A 14,517-nucleotide genomic window follows, 5' to 3' on the forward strand; every position below is an offset into this window, starting at 1 on the left:
CTATCTCGTCGCCGAACCTGGCCGCTTCGAACATGAGGGGTTACTCCTGTTCGCCGGACTCGGCGCTGGTCTCGGACGGGGCACGCGGGGTGAAGCTGGCCAACAGGTTGTCCCAGTCCTGGTTCTGCTGGGCACTGAAGTCGGCCTGTGCAGTGGTGGAGAAGATCAGGGCACGCCCGGGGCTGATGATGAAGGCGGCCTGGCGCTGGTACAGCGGGCGGCCCTGGTTCATGTAATAGGCGTCGATCTGGATGCCGGCAATGGGTGCGGTAACCGAGAGCGTGACGGCCTTGTTGCCCATGCGGGTGTAGCCGCGCAGCTTGGAGGTGAGCAGCTTGACCTGGCGATCGACATAGGCCTGCAGCGCTTCGTCCGGCAGCAAGGTGTCACGCGAGATGGTGATGCTCAAGGGTGCTGGAACACTGGCACCCAAGACGAACATGTTGACCGTGCGGTCCTCGAAACCTGCCGGCAGCGCAATGCCGCCTTCCTGTAATTCGTAATCCATGCGATGAAAATTCCTGATAGCGAAAAAATCGGGGTCAGCCCTGCGCGAAGCCATCGAGCATGCGGTCGAACTCGGCCAGCCACTGGCTCAGGCCGGGCTTGCTGGGGTCGATCACGCTGGAGATATCCAGCCATTGCAGCGAATCGCTGCCGGCGATGGGCACCAGTGCGCCGACCAGGCGACCGTGCCGAGGCTCGTGGCCGGCATTGAAGTGAAAGTCCACGACCTTGGCCGGGTTCCCAGCCAGGAGGCAGTCACGTTGGCGAATCACGCGCAGTTGCGGGTTCAATTCGCGCAAAGCCTCGACTGCGCTCTGGAACAGTTGCTCCAGCGGCTGCCTGGCGCGTACATCACGGCGGCGGATGCTGAGGCTGACCGGCTCGCCTTCATGCTCGAGGGTGGTCTGGATGTCGCGAAAACGAAAGCCGAGCGGAAACTGCAAGGAGAACCCTGCGAAGGTGAAAGCGCTGGCGACATCCTGCAACACGGCTGGCACCGGTTCCGGCTCGGGCACAGGCTCCGGCACATGAGCAGCTTCCGCCAGACTGGCCAGCCGCACAGCCTCCTCTTGCGCTTCGCGCCTGGCGGAGATGCGGTCGTAGATCGAGGGCTTGTACATAAACCTTGCCTCAGTCGTTGATCCGCACTGCGGCGCCGGTGATCTGGGTGGTGTCGGTACTGGTGGTCACGATGACCTTGCCTTTGATCTCGATGCCTTCCGGGGTCAGCGTGATGCTGCTGTCGCCCACCTGCAGGATGATGTGCTGCTTGGCGGCCACCTGGATGAACTGGTTGTCGACCTGCAGGGTGTAGGAACCTTCGGTCACTTGCACCACGGTGTCTTTCTTGACCGTTTCGGTGTGCGTACCGCCAACAGTAATCGAGCGGTTGTTCCCCACATCGTGGGTCTCATCCAGCTCGATCTCGGTATCCATGTTGCGCTCGGCATGCATGATGATCTGCTCGGCGCCGGCCTTGTCCTCGAAGCGGAAGAAGTTGGCGGTACCGCCGTCGCCCTTCATCGACCGTGTCAGGAAACCACTCTGGGTCTTGTTCGCCGGCAGCGACCATGGCGGGGTGTTGGTGCTGTTGTACAGGCTGCCCATGATCAGCGGCCGGTCCGGGTTGCCGTCAAGGAATACCACCACCACTTCGTCGCCTACACGTGGGATCTGGATGCTGCCGAAGCCACCGCTGGCACCGGATTGGGCGACGCGTACCCAGCACGAGCTGTGGTCGTTGTACTTGCCATTGCGGTCCCAGTGGAACTGGATTTTCACCCGGCCCAGTTCGTCGGTGAAGATCTCCTCACCCGGTGGGCCGACGATGATCGCGGTCTGCGGGCCGGCAATGGTCGGTTTGGGCGTACTCAGCTGCGGGCGGAACGGGATCTTCTTGCGCACGCAACTGAAGGTGTTGAAGTAGCTGGCCTGCTGGCCGGTAAGGTAGTTGTTGTGGCCTTCGCTTTCCACGCTCATCAGCAGGAACTGACGGTCTTCTACCGGCCCCTGGTCGTGGATGTAGTGCTGCAGCAGTTCGAAGGTGTAGCCCGGCTTCATGGCCCGGCAGTTGCTGGCGCCTTCAAACTTTTTGCCGCGCAGTTCCAGCGCCTCAATGCGCAGGCGCAGCAGGGTTTCGCCTTCGTCATAGGTACCGTGGGTGTACTGGCCGGGGAAGTCGTAGATCTCGAAGTTCTCGACATCGCCCTGATTGTTCACGCTGTTCAGCGCCACCGGCAGGCGGTTGTTCGGTTGGCGGTAGTCAAAGGTTTGCGTGGCCATCTTGCCGGATTGCAGTTGACGGTTGCCGCTCCACTGGGTGATGGAGTCGGCGGTCTCGGTGACCGAGGCGCTGTGGAAGCGGATCTGCGGTTGCTCGGGGATGGCCACCAGCGTGCTGGAGTCATCGCAGATGATCATGGTGTGGCCTTCGGCGGTGTGCTCGAAGTAGTAGAACATCCCCTCTTCCTCCAGCAGGCGCTGGACGAAGTTGAAGTCGGTTTCGCGGTACTGGGTGATGTAGGTGTAGCGCTTCTGTGACCGGGTCAGGCGAAACTCGTGGCGGGAAAACGCCGGGCACAGGGCGAACACTTCGGTGACCACTTCCTCGACCGTGTTGCCCTGGAAGATCCGCGTGTCGAAGCGGTTCTTCAGCATCGAGAACCACGGGTTGAGGGTGGCGGTATAGCGCGCCATGCCGCCGTCGCTGCCGATGCTGGCAAAGCGTGTGAGGTAGCCGGTTATGTACCGCGGGCCACCTTCGGCCAGTTCGATCTCGATGCTGACGTGCTGGCCCATCATGGATTTGAGCGGCACGCCGGAGTCTTCGCAGACCAGCAGCAGTTCGTAGTTGAACGCCCGCGACAGGGCTTCGGTGCCCTTGAAGGTTTCCAGCAGCAGCTCCTGCTCGGGGTTGGCCAGGTTGTGAAACTTGAACAGGCGGCGGTTCTGTGGCGACAGCAGCGCGGAGGCCAAGTCCATGATCATGCGAAATCTCCTTGAAAACACGGCCAGCACGCGCTTGCGATGCTCAGCTGCAACCCTGATCTTGCGGGCGTATTCTGCATGCGCGCATAACGCGCGTGCTTGCGGAATCATGCGACTGCCTGCAGAAAGGAAAGTGCCATCATGCATTGAAATAAATGCGACAGGGTTCACATTCCCGAATGCCAGGCAGGCAGAAAGGCCCAAAGGAAACACCGGCAAAAGCTGCCCTGTCAACTCGCTACCGGCCTAGGAAAACCGGGCGATACCGCCCTGTAAGGCAATGTCATATCGCCACCCTTCATCTTCCTTACTGGCGCCCGGAGGCGACCCGGCAATCGCCGAATGGCCCGTCGCAGCAGGTTTTTGAGGTATCGATCAGCGCCCATGCCTGACAGCTCCCACTCGAACTGTCTCGCTACCTGATTCATCAGCTCCATTGGCGGAGAAAAATGTTTCATAACGTGGATTGGTTCAAATTTTCGCCACTGGCCAATTCCGGCAAATGGCCATCGCGAACGCGGCCGTAATGGCACTTGCGGGATGCGGCCAGCCACGAAACCGTGCAGCGATGCTCAATTGCCATCATTGCCGCGCACGCCTGTCATGAGAACAGTGGGCTCTGCGCCTGACTTCACACCCATCCTGAGGTGTCCGCCAGGCACGGGGCCATGCTGGTATCGTCGGTCCACTCACCAGGCGCCAGGCGGAAAGGACCACCGCAGACCAGATCGTTAACATGCCCCTGATCGCGCCGCTGAAACTCCGGCGTCGTGCCTACTGCAATCATCAATCGCCAGACCAGGCAATGCGCCCTGAGCGCAATCCAGTGCCTGGTCCTGTGATAACGTGCTGAACCTGTTGTTCAGCCATGCCGGTTTGATCCGCGGCAGCCAGGGAATGCTCAGGCACACATGAAAGACCATCCCGAACTCTACGTAAGGTCCCCTATTCTTTTCCGGCTTACGGCCATCGGTCTGATGCTGTCCATGCTCGCCATGGGAGCACTGGCGGTGTACGCCCTATGGACAGATATCGTGCCCCTCTACGGCCGGATCTACCGTAATGCGCCGGTCGTGGAAACACCACTCAAAGCTTTCTTCATGATCGCATTCATTCCCCTGGGGCCTTGCCTGATCGTTGCCAGCCTGATCGCCGCATGGACCGGTCGGAAGTTTGACCCACCGAAAACCTCTTGGCTGCACGGGTTCCAGCTACGCTCGCTGCAACTGACGGTTGTGCTGATGGTTATCGTCGCTCCGACAATGATTGCGCTGACCACAGCCACGCTTTCGGCAAAGGACTACTGGTCGTGCCCGAAGCTCAGGATCTCGGGCTCCGGTTGGCAGATGTTCTGGGTTAACGATGAACGGGTGTGCTTCAAGCCGGATCATTACATCAACGACAATTGGCCATGTAAGGCAATCGATGGCAGAGACGTTTGCGTACAGGTCGATGGTCGCTGAGTTGAATGAAACCGGCTGCGCCGGTGTTTGCGGGCAAGCTGCCCGCGAATGCGGTGGCGGCTGTGACGGTGAATGATCAGGGATAGTGGCCGGCAGGTCCGGCCTATTCGCGGGTAAACCCGCTCCTACAACGGGGCGTGGCGACACCACCGGTGTAGGGCGGGCTTGCCCGCGAATGCGGTGGCGGCTGTGATGGTGAATGATCAAGGATAGTGGCCGGCAGGTCCGGCCTATTCGCGGGTAAACCCGCTCCTACAACGGCGACTCCATCGGTCGATGTAGGAGCGGGCTTGCCCGCGAATGCGGTGGCGGCTGCGACGGTGAATGACCAGGGATATTGGCCGGCAGGTCCGGCCTATTCGCGGGTAAACCCGCTCCTACAACGGGGCGTCGCGACACCACCGGTGTAGGGCGGGCTTGCCCGCGAATGCGGTGGCGGCTGTGATGGTGAATGATCAAGGATAGTGGCCGGCAGGTCCGGCCTATTCGCGGGTAAACCCGCTCCTACAACGGCGACTCCATCGGTCGATGTAGGAGCGGGCTTGCCCGCGAATGCGGTGGCGGCTGCGACGGTGAATGACCAGGGATATTGGCCGGCAGGTCCGGCCTATTCGCGGGTAAACCCGCTCCTACAACGGCGACACCACCGGTCGATGTAGGAGCGGGCTTGCCCGCGAATGCGGTGGCGGTTGCAACGGTGAATGATCAAGGATATTGGCCGGCAGGTCCGGCCTATTCACGGGTAAACCCGCTCCTACGAGCATCGCGCTAGCTATTAGATTTTGAACAATACAGTTACCCCGCCGGATGCGACGAAACCGGTCGCATTGCCATCATCCTGACGCGCTTCCCCACCCCGCTGCACGCACGCGGCCGGCGCACAAAATGAGAACTGATTCACTTTTTGAAAAAAACTTTCGCCAACGATTTTCATCGCTTTCCAGCCCCTTTCGTACCCAGTCTTTAGGGCTTGAGCCCCCATCTCCTGCGCTCAAGACACGCTGTAAATATCACAGCGCCATTATTGCGCAGCGTCACAAAACGGGGAAAAAATCGCCCCCCTCGCCGGAACTTCTTCCGCAGCGAGGTGCCCTACTCGGCATTGCTGGCAACACAATATTCATATGCCAGCACCCAAATTCGCTGCAGCCGAAAGGCGATTTTTCAGGTCCACGCCACCGGCGTTTCAGGACGATCAAGCAGGCACATGGACGATGCACCAATGACACAGACATTCGATGTCGAAGCACTGATCAAGCTGCGTAGCCAGACGCGGGCGATCTCCGATGCGCTGAAGGCGCAGGCGGCGGATTACCTTGCCACCGTGGCACCGCTGATCCGTCCACAAACCCTGTTTGGCGAATACCTGCAAGGCGCACAGCGCAGCAGCGGGCGCGAAACCCAGGGCCACTTCCAAGCCCTGGTCGAACTCTACGAACGTATCGGCTCGGCCGCGCCGTTCCAGCTGGTCACCGAGCTGGAAGTACCGCTGAACCTGATCAGCACCACCCCCGAACTGTTCCCGCTGGAATACGACAAGACCCTGGAACACAGCGGCCAGGTAATCCGCATCACCAGCCCGACCCGCTGGGTTGTGGGCTTCCACGCCTTTGACCTGGCGCGGTTTCGCAATGTCATCAAAGACCCCAACCGCAGCAGCGCCGAGCTGTACCGCTTCGTGGTGCACTACCTGGTGCTGTTCTACTGCCTGAGCAAATCGCCTGGCCTTGGGCGGCTGTTCGAGGGCTTGCGCTACGGCCTGAGCTTCGAGCGCCTGAAGGGCTTTGGCGACCTGCCGTTCTGCGTCATCAGCTCGCCTGTGCGCTCGGAACTTCCCGACGACTCGGTCATCCGCAGCAGCACGCAGATTGCCGGCAACACCAGTTTCGAAGAACTGGTAGGCCGCGACAACATCCTGGAAATGAACGACGAAATCCGTCAGCGCCTGCTGCTGACGATCGAAGGACTGTAACGCGCAGCGCCCGGCACCGGGCCGCGCAATGATTCGCAGCGAATTGCTCGCACTGGAGAACACGATGGCGAAGAAGGAAAGCACTCAGCACAAACTCGACCGCGTTCGCGCGCCTCGGGTCCATATCACCTACGACGTGGACATCGGCGATGCCATCGAGAAAAAGGAGCTGCCCTTCGTCGTCGGCGTACTGGGTGATTTCTCCGGCAACCCGCTGGAGCCGCTGCCCAAGCTCAAGGACCGCAAGTTCGTGTACATCGACCGCGACAACTTCAACGGTGTGCTCAAGGGCATCAAACCACGCCTGACCTACCGCGTCGACAACACCCTGGCCAAGAACGGTACCCAGCTGGGCGTGGAGCTGAACTTCAACAGCCTCGAAGATTTCGAGCCACAGAACGTGGTCAAGCAGGTCGAGCCGCTGCGCAAGCTGCTGGAAGTGCGCAACAAGCTGGCCGACCTGCGCAACAAGATGGGCGGCAACGACAAGCTCGAAGAGCTGCTGATGGACGTGCTGCAGAACACTGAAAAGCTCAAGACCTTGGGCAAGGAATTCGGCCGTGAAGCCGAAGTGAAAGACCCGTCCAGCGACGATCGCGCCTGAGCAGGAGCCCGAACATGACCGACAAGCAAACCGCACCGCAACAGGCCGGCGACCTGGTCGAAGTGGAAAACTTCGCACCACAGCCCTCGCTGCTCGACAGCATCATTTCGCAAAGCCGCGTGGCCCGCTCCGACACCGAGCGCAACCGCACCCGCGACCTGATTGGCGAACTGGTGAACCAGGTGCTCGAGGGTGAGATGACCCCGAGCAAGGACCTGATCGCCGTGCTCGATTCGCGCATCGCCGAAATCGACGCGATGCTCTCCGAGCAGATGAACGAGATCATGCACGCCCGCGAGTTCCAGCAGTTGGAAGCCTCCTGGCGCGGCCTGAAATACCAGGTAGACCAGACCGAGACCAGCACCACGCTGAAGATCCACCTGCTCAATGCCTCGAAGAAAGACCTGGTGCGCGACCTGAAGGCCGCCAGCGAATTCGACCAGAGCGCGCTGTTCAAGAAGGTCTACGAAGAAGAGTACGGCACCTTCGGTGGCGCGCCTTTCGGCATGTTGATCGGTGACTACGAGTTCAACCGCAACCCCGAAGACATGTACCTGCTCGAAGAGATCTCGCATGTCGCGGCGGCGGCGCACGCGCCGTTCATCTCGGCCGCTTCGTCCGAGCTGTTCGGCTGGGACTCGTTCACCGAGATGTCCGGCCCGCGTGACCTGGCGAAGATCTTCGACACCGTGGAATACGCCAAGTGGAAGTCGTTCCGCGCCTCGGAAGACTCGCGCTACGTCGGCCTCACCCTGCCCCACGTGCTCGGTCGTCTGCCGTATGGCCCGGATACCACCCCGGTGGAAGAATTCAACTTCGTCGAAAGCGTCGATGGCCGCGACCACAACAAATACCTGTGGATGAACGCCGCCTACGCCCTCGGCACCCGCGTCACCGATGCCTTCGCCCGCTACGGCTGGTGCGTGGCCATCCGCGGCGTGGAAGGCGGCGGCCTGGTCGAAGGTCTGCCGACCCATACCTTCAAGACCGACGACGGCGAAATCGCCCTCAAATGCCCGACCGAAATCGCCATCACCGACCGCCGCGAAAAAGAGCTGTCTGACCTGGGCTTCATCCCCCTGGTGCACTGCAAGGGCACCGACTATGCCGCGTTCTTCGGCACCCAGTCGGCGCAGAAACAGAAGCAGTACAACACCGACATCGCCAACGCCAACGCACGCCTGTCGGCCCAGCTGCAATACATCTTCGCCACTTCGCGCATCGCCCACTACATGAAGGCGATCATGCGCGACAAGATCGGCAGCTTTGCCTCGCGCATGGATGTCGAGCGCTTCCTCAACCAGTGGCTGGCCAGCTATGTGCTGCTCGACGACACCGCCAGCCAGGAGGCCAAGGCCAAGTTCCCGCTGCGCGAAGCCCGCGCCGAGGTGTTCGAAGTGCCCGGCAAGCCAGGCGTGTACAAGGCCGTGACCTACTTGCGCCCGCACTACCAGCTGGATGAGCTGACCGCCTCGCTGCGGCTGGTTGCCGAGCTGCCACAGGGCGCGCGCGGCTGACAGGCCGTTGTGTACAGGGATGACACATGAGTAACCAGGCCCGCCTGCTGCCCTCGCTGCTCGACCGACTGCTGGACGACCGTCCCTACCAGTCGGCCGAGCCCGCAGCGCAGCGCACCTGCTCGCTGGCCGAGTACAAGGCCAGCATCGTCCGCGACCTCGAAGTACTGGTGAACACCCGCCAGTCCCTGGTCGCCGAAGAGCTCGACGGCTTCAGCCAGCTCGGTGGTTCCATCCTTGAATACGGCATGCCGGACTTCATCAGCCGCAGCGTGCTCGACCCGCACGATCGTCGCCTGATCCAGCAACAGCTGGAGCGGGCGATCAGCACCGGAGACCGGCGCTTTCGCCGGGTCCGTGTTCAGCTGTTGGCCCAGCAGAACGGCCACCGCATGTTGACCTTCCGCGTGGACGCCGTGTTGCGTCTGCAGGACATCAGCCGCCAGGTGTCATTCGACGCCGTGCTGCAGGTCAACACCCAGGAATACAAAGTGCAGAACCTCAACTGATGCTCGACGAACTGCTGCCCTACTACGAAAAGGAACTGTCGCACCTGCGCTTTCTCGGCCAGGAGTTTGCCGCGCAGTACCCGAAGATCGCTTCGCGGTTGCTGATCGAGGGCGACAACTGCGAAGACCCGCACACCGAGCGCCTGATCGAGGCGTTCTCGTTCCTGTCTGCGCGGGTGCACAAGAAGCTCGATGACGAGTTTCCGGAAATCGTCGAATCCTTCCTCGAGGTGCTGTACCCCCACTACCTGCGCCCTACTCCGTCGATGTCGATTGTCGAACTGAGTCTGGGCAGGCACGAGAAAGTCACCGAAGCCTACCGCGTGGCGCGTCATACCGAGATGCATGCCAATCCCGTGGAAGGCGTGGTGTGCAAGTTCCGCACCTGCTACCCGGTAGAGCTGTGGCCGATTGCCGTGCAGCAGGCCTCGTTCACGGAAATGGAACGTTCGGCCTTCAACGGGCACAGCGCCGACCTGGTCGCTCGTCTGCGCATCCGCCTGGCAGCCACCGGCGATGCCCTGTTCGGGCAGATGGACATGAACCGCCTGCGGTTCTTCCTCGACGGCGAAGCGACCCTGATGCTGCAGCTGTACGAGCTGCTGTTCAACAACCTGGCCAAGGCCACGCTGAGCTTCGACGACCAGGGCCGCCGCCGCGAAGTGGCGCTGCCGGCCGATGCCCTGAACACCGTGGGCTACGCCCGTGACGAAGGCTTGGTGGACTACTCCGAGCGCTCATTCCTGGGCTACCGCCTGCTGCACGAGTATTTCACCTTCCCCGACAAGTTCATGTTCTTCGACCTCAGTGGATTTGCCCGCATCCTGCAGGGCAAGGCCATCGAACAGGTAGAGGTCAACTTCTATTTCTCCGACTACGACCTCAGCGAGCGCCTGGCGCGGCTGACCCAGAACATCGGGCGCAACAACTTCAAGCTCAACTGCACGCCGATCATCAACCTGTTCCGCCAGCAGGCCGAGCCGATCAAGCTGACCCACACCCAGCACGAATACCCGGTCACCCCTGATACACGGCTGCACAACGCTGCAGAAGTGGTCTCGATCGACCGGGTACGGCGGGTGCGCAAACTCGGCGGTATCGACCAGGTCGCCACCTGCCAGCCGTTTTTCGAACCCCGGGGTGAGCAAGACCCACACAGCAGCTTCTGGGTCGCGCGCCGACGAAACCAGGGTGACGCCACTGCCATGAGCATCCGCGTGGTCGACCGCGATCTGGAATTGATCGACGCCAGCAGCGACACCCTCAGCATCGGCCTTACCTGCAGCAACCGCGACGTGCCGCTGCTGCTGCCGTTCGGTGGCGAACGGGGCGATTTCACCATTCCCGCCAACGCGGTGATCAAGGACATCCGCTGCCTGCGCAAGCCCACCGCCACGGTGCGCGTGCCCTTGGGCAAGGGCCTGATCTGGCGGTTGATCGCCCACTTGTCGCTGAACCATCTGTCCCTGGTCAGCCAGGGCCGCGAAGTGCTGCTGGAGCTGTTGTCGCTGTACAACTACCGCAATGTTTCCGCCATTCGCAAACAGATCAACGGCATCAAGGCGATCAGCAGCGAACCGGTGGTCGCGCGCATCGGCCACCCGCGGCCAAATTTCGTGCGCGGCGTCGGCATCACCCTGACCCTGGACGAAAGCCAGTTCATCGGCAGCGGCGTGTTTCTGTTCGGCAAAGTGCTGGACCACTTCTTCGGCCAGTACTGCTCGATGAACAGCTTCACCCAACTGACCCTGCGCACCCAACAACGAGAAAAGAGAGTCGTACAATGGCCAGCACGCACCGGCGATCAGCCCCTGGTCTGATCGATCAGGCCCGAGCCGAGCCGCACCGATTCGAATTCTTTCAATTGGTGCGCCTGCTCCGCCTGCACTACAGCCGCACCGGGCGCATGGACCTGGCAACCCGGCCGCACGAAGACCCGCTGCGTTTTCGTACCCAGTTGTCGCTGGCGTTCCCGGCCAGCGAGGTCAGCGACCTGCACTTCGAGCGCGAAGGCAAGGTGTCGCCGGCCGGCTTGCCGCTGTCGGAAGTGCAGGTCACCTTCATGGGCCTGGTCGGGCCGTCGGGCGTGCTGCCACGCCCGTACACCGAGCTGCTGCTCGAGCGCCACGTGCAGTATCGCGACGATGCCGCCCATGCGTTTCTCGACATCTTCTCGCACCGCATGACCACGCTGTTCTACGAGGCCTGGCAAAAATACAAATTCCACATCGAGCACGAGCGCAATGGCACTTCGGGCTTCGACGGCTACCTGCTCAACCTGGTTGGCCTCGGGCCGCGCGCCCAGAAGCTGAAGTTCGAAGAGCAACCGTCAGCATTGCGTCGTGAGCTGTTCAGCTATTTTGCCGGCCTGCTCAGCCAGAAGCCGCGCAATGCGCTGAACCTTGAACGCATGCTCGGCTTCTATTTCTCGCTGCCGATCAAGGTCCAGCCGTTCGCCGGGCGCTGGCTGCACCTGCAGCCCGAACAATGCACCCAGCTCGGCCGCCGCAATGCCCAGCTCGGCCACAGCGCCGTCGCCGGCAACCGGGTCTGGGACTACCAGTCGTGCATCCGCATCGAGCTGGGCCCGCTGAACCTGGCCGACTACCAGCGCTTCCAGCCGGGCACCGCCTGCTACCGCAAGCTGGTCGAGCTGGTGCGCTTCTATATAGGTGCCGAACTGGATTTCGAAATTGCCCCGCGCCTCAAGCGCGAGGCGGTGCCACGCGCCCAACTGGGCCGCAGCGGCAATGTCGCCCTGGGCTGGCTGGGTTGGCTCAAACGCCCGGGTCGTGACGCGGAGCCTTCGCGTTGCGCCGTTTTCCACATTCCTTACGATGGGGTCGCCTTGTGAACCTGAAGTCTCTGTTCGCCAAGCTCAACGAAACCAGCCGCACGGCCACCGAAAGCGCGGCGGCCCTGTGCCTGTCGGAGCACCACTACGACGTGGAAGTGGAGCACCTGCTGCTGCAGTTGCTCGACAACAACGACAGCGACCTGGCCCCGATCCTGCGCCACTACGAGGTCGTCGCCGAACGCCTGCAGGCGCAGCTGGTCACCGCCTTGGGCACCTTCAAGAAAGGCAATACCCGCACCCCGGCGCTGTCGCCACACATTACCCGCATGATCGAGCAAGCCTGGTTGCTGGCCTCGATCGAATACGGCGTAGGCCAGGTGCGCAGCGCTCACCTGCTGCAGGCTCTGCTTGACGATGCTGAACTGCGTCGCGTGGTGATCGCCTCGGCGCCGGAGCTGGAAAAAATCAACGCCGATGACCTGCGCCTGAACCTTGCGGCGCTGGTGGAGGGTAGCGCCGAGTCCAGGCAGGCCAGCCCGCTGGCAAGCCCAGCGGCGCCAGTGAGCACGTCGAGCAAGGCCAGCGGCAAGACCCCGGCACTTGACCAGTACACGGTCAACCTTACCCAAAGCGCCCGCGAAGGCCGCATCGACCCGGTGCTGGGCCGTGAGTTCGAAGTACGGCAGATGGTCGACATCCTCACCCGCCGTCGGCAGAACAACCCGATCCTCACGGGCGAAGCCGGGGTCGGCAAAACCGCCGTGGTCGAAGGCCTGGCGCTGCGCATCGCCCAGGGTGACGTGCCGGCGGTGCTCAAGGATGTTGCCCTGCACACCCTCGACCTGGGCCTGTTACAGGCCGGCGCCGGGGTCAAGGGCGAGTTCGAGAACCGCCTCAAGGCTGTGATCGAAGAGGTCAAGCGCAGCCTGCACCCGATCATCCTGTTCATCGACGAAGCCCACACCCTGATCGGCTCCGGCGGCCAGGCCGGGCAGAACGATGCCGCCAACCTGCTCAAGCCGGCCCTGGCCCGTGGCGAGTTGCGCACCATCGCTGCCACTACCTGGGCCGAATACAAGAAGTACTTCGAGAAGGACGCCGCCCTCGCCCGCCGCTTCCAGGTGGTCAAAGTGGAAGAGCCCGACGAAGACAAGGCCATTCACATGCTGCGCGGCCTGCTCGGCAAGATGCGCGAGCACCACAAGGTGGCGGTGATGGACGAAGCGCTGGTGCAGGCGGTACGCCTTTCCAACCGCTACATCACCGGCCGCCAGCTGCCCGACAAGGCGGTCAGCGTGCTCGACACAGCCTGCGCGCGCATTGCCCTGGCGCAATCTTCGCTGCCCGGCGCACTGGAAGACTGCCGCCGGCAGATCGACAACCTGCAAGCAGAAATCGGCGTGCTCGGCCACGAAGCCGGCAAGGGGCACGACCATGCCCGCCGCCTGGAAGCGCTGCAGGCTGCCCTGCAGGCCGAGCAGCAGCAGGAACAGCAGCTCAATGCCCAGTGGCAGCAGGAGCTGGAACTGGTCGAACAGCTCAAGGCGCTGGACGCCGCCAACGATGCCGACGCCCAGCAGCTCAATACCCTGCGTGCCGAGCTGGCGCGCGTGCAAGGCGACCAGCCACTGGTCCACGCGCTGGTCGACAGCGGCGCCATCGCCCAGGTCATCAGCGGCTGGACCGGCATCCCGCTGGGCAAGATGCTGCGTGACGAAATCGATACCGTGCAGCGCCTGCCGGCCCTGCTTGGTGAACGCGTGCTGGGCCAGGACCACGCCCTGCATGAGATCGGCAAGCGCATCAAGATTTCCCGAGCGCGCATGGAAGACCCGAACAAACCGATTGGCGTGTTCCTGCTGCTCGGCCCCAGCGGCGTCGGCAAGACCGAAACCGCCCTGGCCCTGGCCGACACCTTGTACGGCGGCGAGCGCAACCTGATCACCATCAACATGTCCGAGTACCAGGAGGCCCACACCGTGTCGAGCCTCAAGGGCTCGCCACCCGGCTATGTCGGCTACGGCGAAGGCGGCGTGCTGACCGAGGCGGTGCGCCGCAAGCCGTACAGCGTGGTGCTGCTCGACGAGGTGGAAAAAGCCCACCCCGACGTGCTGGAACTGTTCTTCCAGGTGTTCGACAAGGGCGTACTGGACGATGGCGAGGGCCGCGAGATCAATTTCCGCAACACGGTGATCATCCTCACCTCCAACACCGGCACCGAGCGCATCATGCAGACCTGCCTGAACGCCACCGAGCTGCCGACGCCCGAGGCGATCGTCGAAGACTTGCGCGACCAGCTCAACCATGTGTTCAAGCCGGCCTTCCTCGGTCGCCTGAGCATCGTGCCGTTCTACCCGGTGCAGGACCAGATTCTCGAGCGCATCGTCGCCCTCAAGCTCGAACGCATCGCCAAGCGCTTCGCCCGCAACCACCAGGCCGAGCTCAGCTATGACCAGGCGCTGGTCAAGGCCATCGCCGCCCGCTGCACCGAGGTCGACAGCGGCGCACGCAACATCGACAACATCCTGTCCCAGACCCTGATGCCCGAACTCGCCCAGCGCGTGCTCGAGCGCATGGCCCAGGACGCGCCGATCCAGCACCTTGCGATCGAGCTGGGCAGCGATGGCGATTTCGCCTATCGCCTGGCCTGACCAGTACCCG

At 62.4% G+C, this 14,517-nt stretch carries 11 protein-coding genes and 1 pseudogene; 8 read left to right on the top strand and 4 right to left on the bottom strand.

Going from position 1 to position 14,517, the window contains the following annotated elements; translation table 11 throughout:
- Positions 1–40: 40 nt before the first annotated feature.
- The 4 genes and pseudogenes from ACK59Z_RS21725 to ACK59Z_RS21740 form a co-directional block, all read right to left on the bottom strand.
- Complete coding sequence (locus tag ACK59Z_RS21725; protein ID WP_003248404.1) at positions 41–508, bottom strand: DcrB-related protein; 468 nt, start codon at positions 506–508, stop codon at positions 41–43.
- A 34-nt stretch (positions 509–542) separates the two neighbouring features.
- Positions 543–1,127, bottom strand: coding sequence for a hypothetical protein (locus ACK59Z_RS21730; protein ID WP_108191089.1), 585 nt, complete (start codon positions 1,125–1,127; stop codon positions 543–545).
- Between the two features lie 10 nt (positions 1,128–1,137).
- Entirely contained in the window at positions 1,138–2,994 is a 1,857-nt protein-coding gene (gene tssI, locus ACK59Z_RS21735) for a type VI secretion system tip protein TssI/VgrG (RefSeq protein ID WP_108191088.1), read from the bottom strand.
- A gap of 646 nt (positions 2,995–3,640) precedes the next feature.
- Positions 3,641–3,890 (bottom strand): annotated as a pseudogene (locus ACK59Z_RS21740) (ADP-ribosylglycohydrolase family protein); the annotation flags it as partial.
- Positions 3,891–3,905: 15 nt separating this feature from the next.
- Here ACK59Z_RS21740 and ACK59Z_RS21745 point away from each other — a divergent pair.
- The 8 genes from ACK59Z_RS21745 to tssH all read left to right on the top strand — a co-directional run bounded on the left by ACK59Z_RS21745 (position 3,906) and on the right by tssH (position 14,507).
- Entirely contained in the window at positions 3,906–4,457 is a 552-nt protein-coding gene (locus ACK59Z_RS21745) for a hypothetical protein (protein WP_003248365.1), read from the top strand.
- A gap of 1,222 nt (positions 4,458–5,679) precedes the next feature.
- On the top strand, positions 5,680–6,429 hold the full coding sequence (locus ACK59Z_RS21750; protein ID WP_028697263.1) for a hypothetical protein: 750 nt from the start codon (positions 5,680–5,682) through the stop codon (positions 6,427–6,429).
- 64 nt (positions 6,430–6,493) lie between these two features.
- Positions 6,494–7,033, top strand: a complete 540-nt coding sequence (gene tssB / locus ACK59Z_RS21755; RefSeq protein ID WP_003248358.1) for a type VI secretion system contractile sheath small subunit — start codon at positions 6,494–6,496, stop codon at positions 7,031–7,033.
- Between the two features lie 14 nt (positions 7,034–7,047).
- Positions 7,048–8,550 (top strand): type VI secretion system contractile sheath large subunit, encoded by a 1,503-nt coding sequence (tssC, locus tag ACK59Z_RS21760; RefSeq protein ID WP_003248356.1) that lies wholly within the window; start codon positions 7,048–7,050, stop codon positions 8,548–8,550.
- 26 nt (positions 8,551–8,576) lie between these two features.
- Entirely contained in the window at positions 8,577–9,059 is a 483-nt protein-coding gene (tssE, locus tag ACK59Z_RS21765; protein WP_003248355.1) for a type VI secretion system baseplate subunit TssE, read from the top strand.
- The gene (tssF, locus tag ACK59Z_RS21770; protein WP_108078561.1) at positions 9,059–10,879 is read left to right on the top strand and encodes a type VI secretion system baseplate subunit TssF; all 1,821 of its coding nucleotides are present in this window, start codon (positions 9,059–9,061) and stop codon (positions 10,877–10,879) included. The genes tssE and tssF overlap by 1 nt, the downstream gene beginning before the upstream one ends.
- The gene (gene tssG, locus ACK59Z_RS21775; RefSeq protein ID WP_012052411.1) at positions 10,843–11,913 is read left to right on the top strand and encodes a type VI secretion system baseplate subunit TssG; all 1,071 of its coding nucleotides are present in this window, start codon (positions 10,843–10,845) and stop codon (positions 11,911–11,913) included. Before tssF ends, tssG begins: the two co-directional genes overlap by 37 nt.
- Complete coding sequence (gene tssH / locus ACK59Z_RS21780; RefSeq protein WP_012052412.1) at positions 11,910–14,507, top strand: type VI secretion system ATPase TssH; 2,598 nt, start codon at positions 11,910–11,912, stop codon at positions 14,505–14,507. Before tssG ends, tssH begins: the two co-directional genes overlap by 4 nt.
- Positions 14,508–14,517 lie beyond the last annotated feature (10 nt).

Source organism: Pseudomonas sp. KCJK9058, assembly GCF_046230975.1.
Taxonomy (GTDB): Bacteria; Pseudomonadota; Gammaproteobacteria; order Pseudomonadales; family Pseudomonadaceae; genus Aquipseudomonas; species Aquipseudomonas alloputida.

Coding starts and splice junctions, on each gene's coding strand:
- ACK59Z_RS21725 (WP_003248404.1), bottom strand. CDS start 508: ATGGATTACGAATTACAGGAAGGCGGCATTGCGCTGCCGGCAGGTTTC.
- ACK59Z_RS21730 (WP_108191089.1), bottom strand. CDS start 1,127: ATGTACAAGCCCTCGATCTACGACCGCATCTCCGCCAGGCGCGAAGCG.
- tssI (WP_108191088.1), bottom strand. CDS start 2,994: ATGATCATGGACTTGGCCTCCGCGCTGCTGTCGCCACAGAACCGCCGC.
- ACK59Z_RS21745 (WP_003248365.1), top strand. CDS start 3,906: ATGAAAGACCATCCCGAACTCTACGTAAGGTCCCCTATTCTTTTCCGG.
- ACK59Z_RS21750 (WP_028697263.1), top strand. CDS start 5,680: ATGACACAGACATTCGATGTCGAAGCACTGATCAAGCTGCGTAGCCAG.
- tssB (WP_003248358.1), top strand. CDS start 6,494: ATGGCGAAGAAGGAAAGCACTCAGCACAAACTCGACCGCGTTCGCGCG.
- tssC (WP_003248356.1), top strand. CDS start 7,048: ATGACCGACAAGCAAACCGCACCGCAACAGGCCGGCGACCTGGTCGAA.
- tssE (WP_003248355.1), top strand. CDS start 8,577: ATGAGTAACCAGGCCCGCCTGCTGCCCTCGCTGCTCGACCGACTGCTG.
- tssF (WP_108078561.1), top strand. CDS start 9,059: ATGCTCGACGAACTGCTGCCCTACTACGAAAAGGAACTGTCGCACCTG.
- tssG (WP_012052411.1), top strand. CDS start 10,843: ATGGCCAGCACGCACCGGCGATCAGCCCCTGGTCTGATCGATCAGGCC.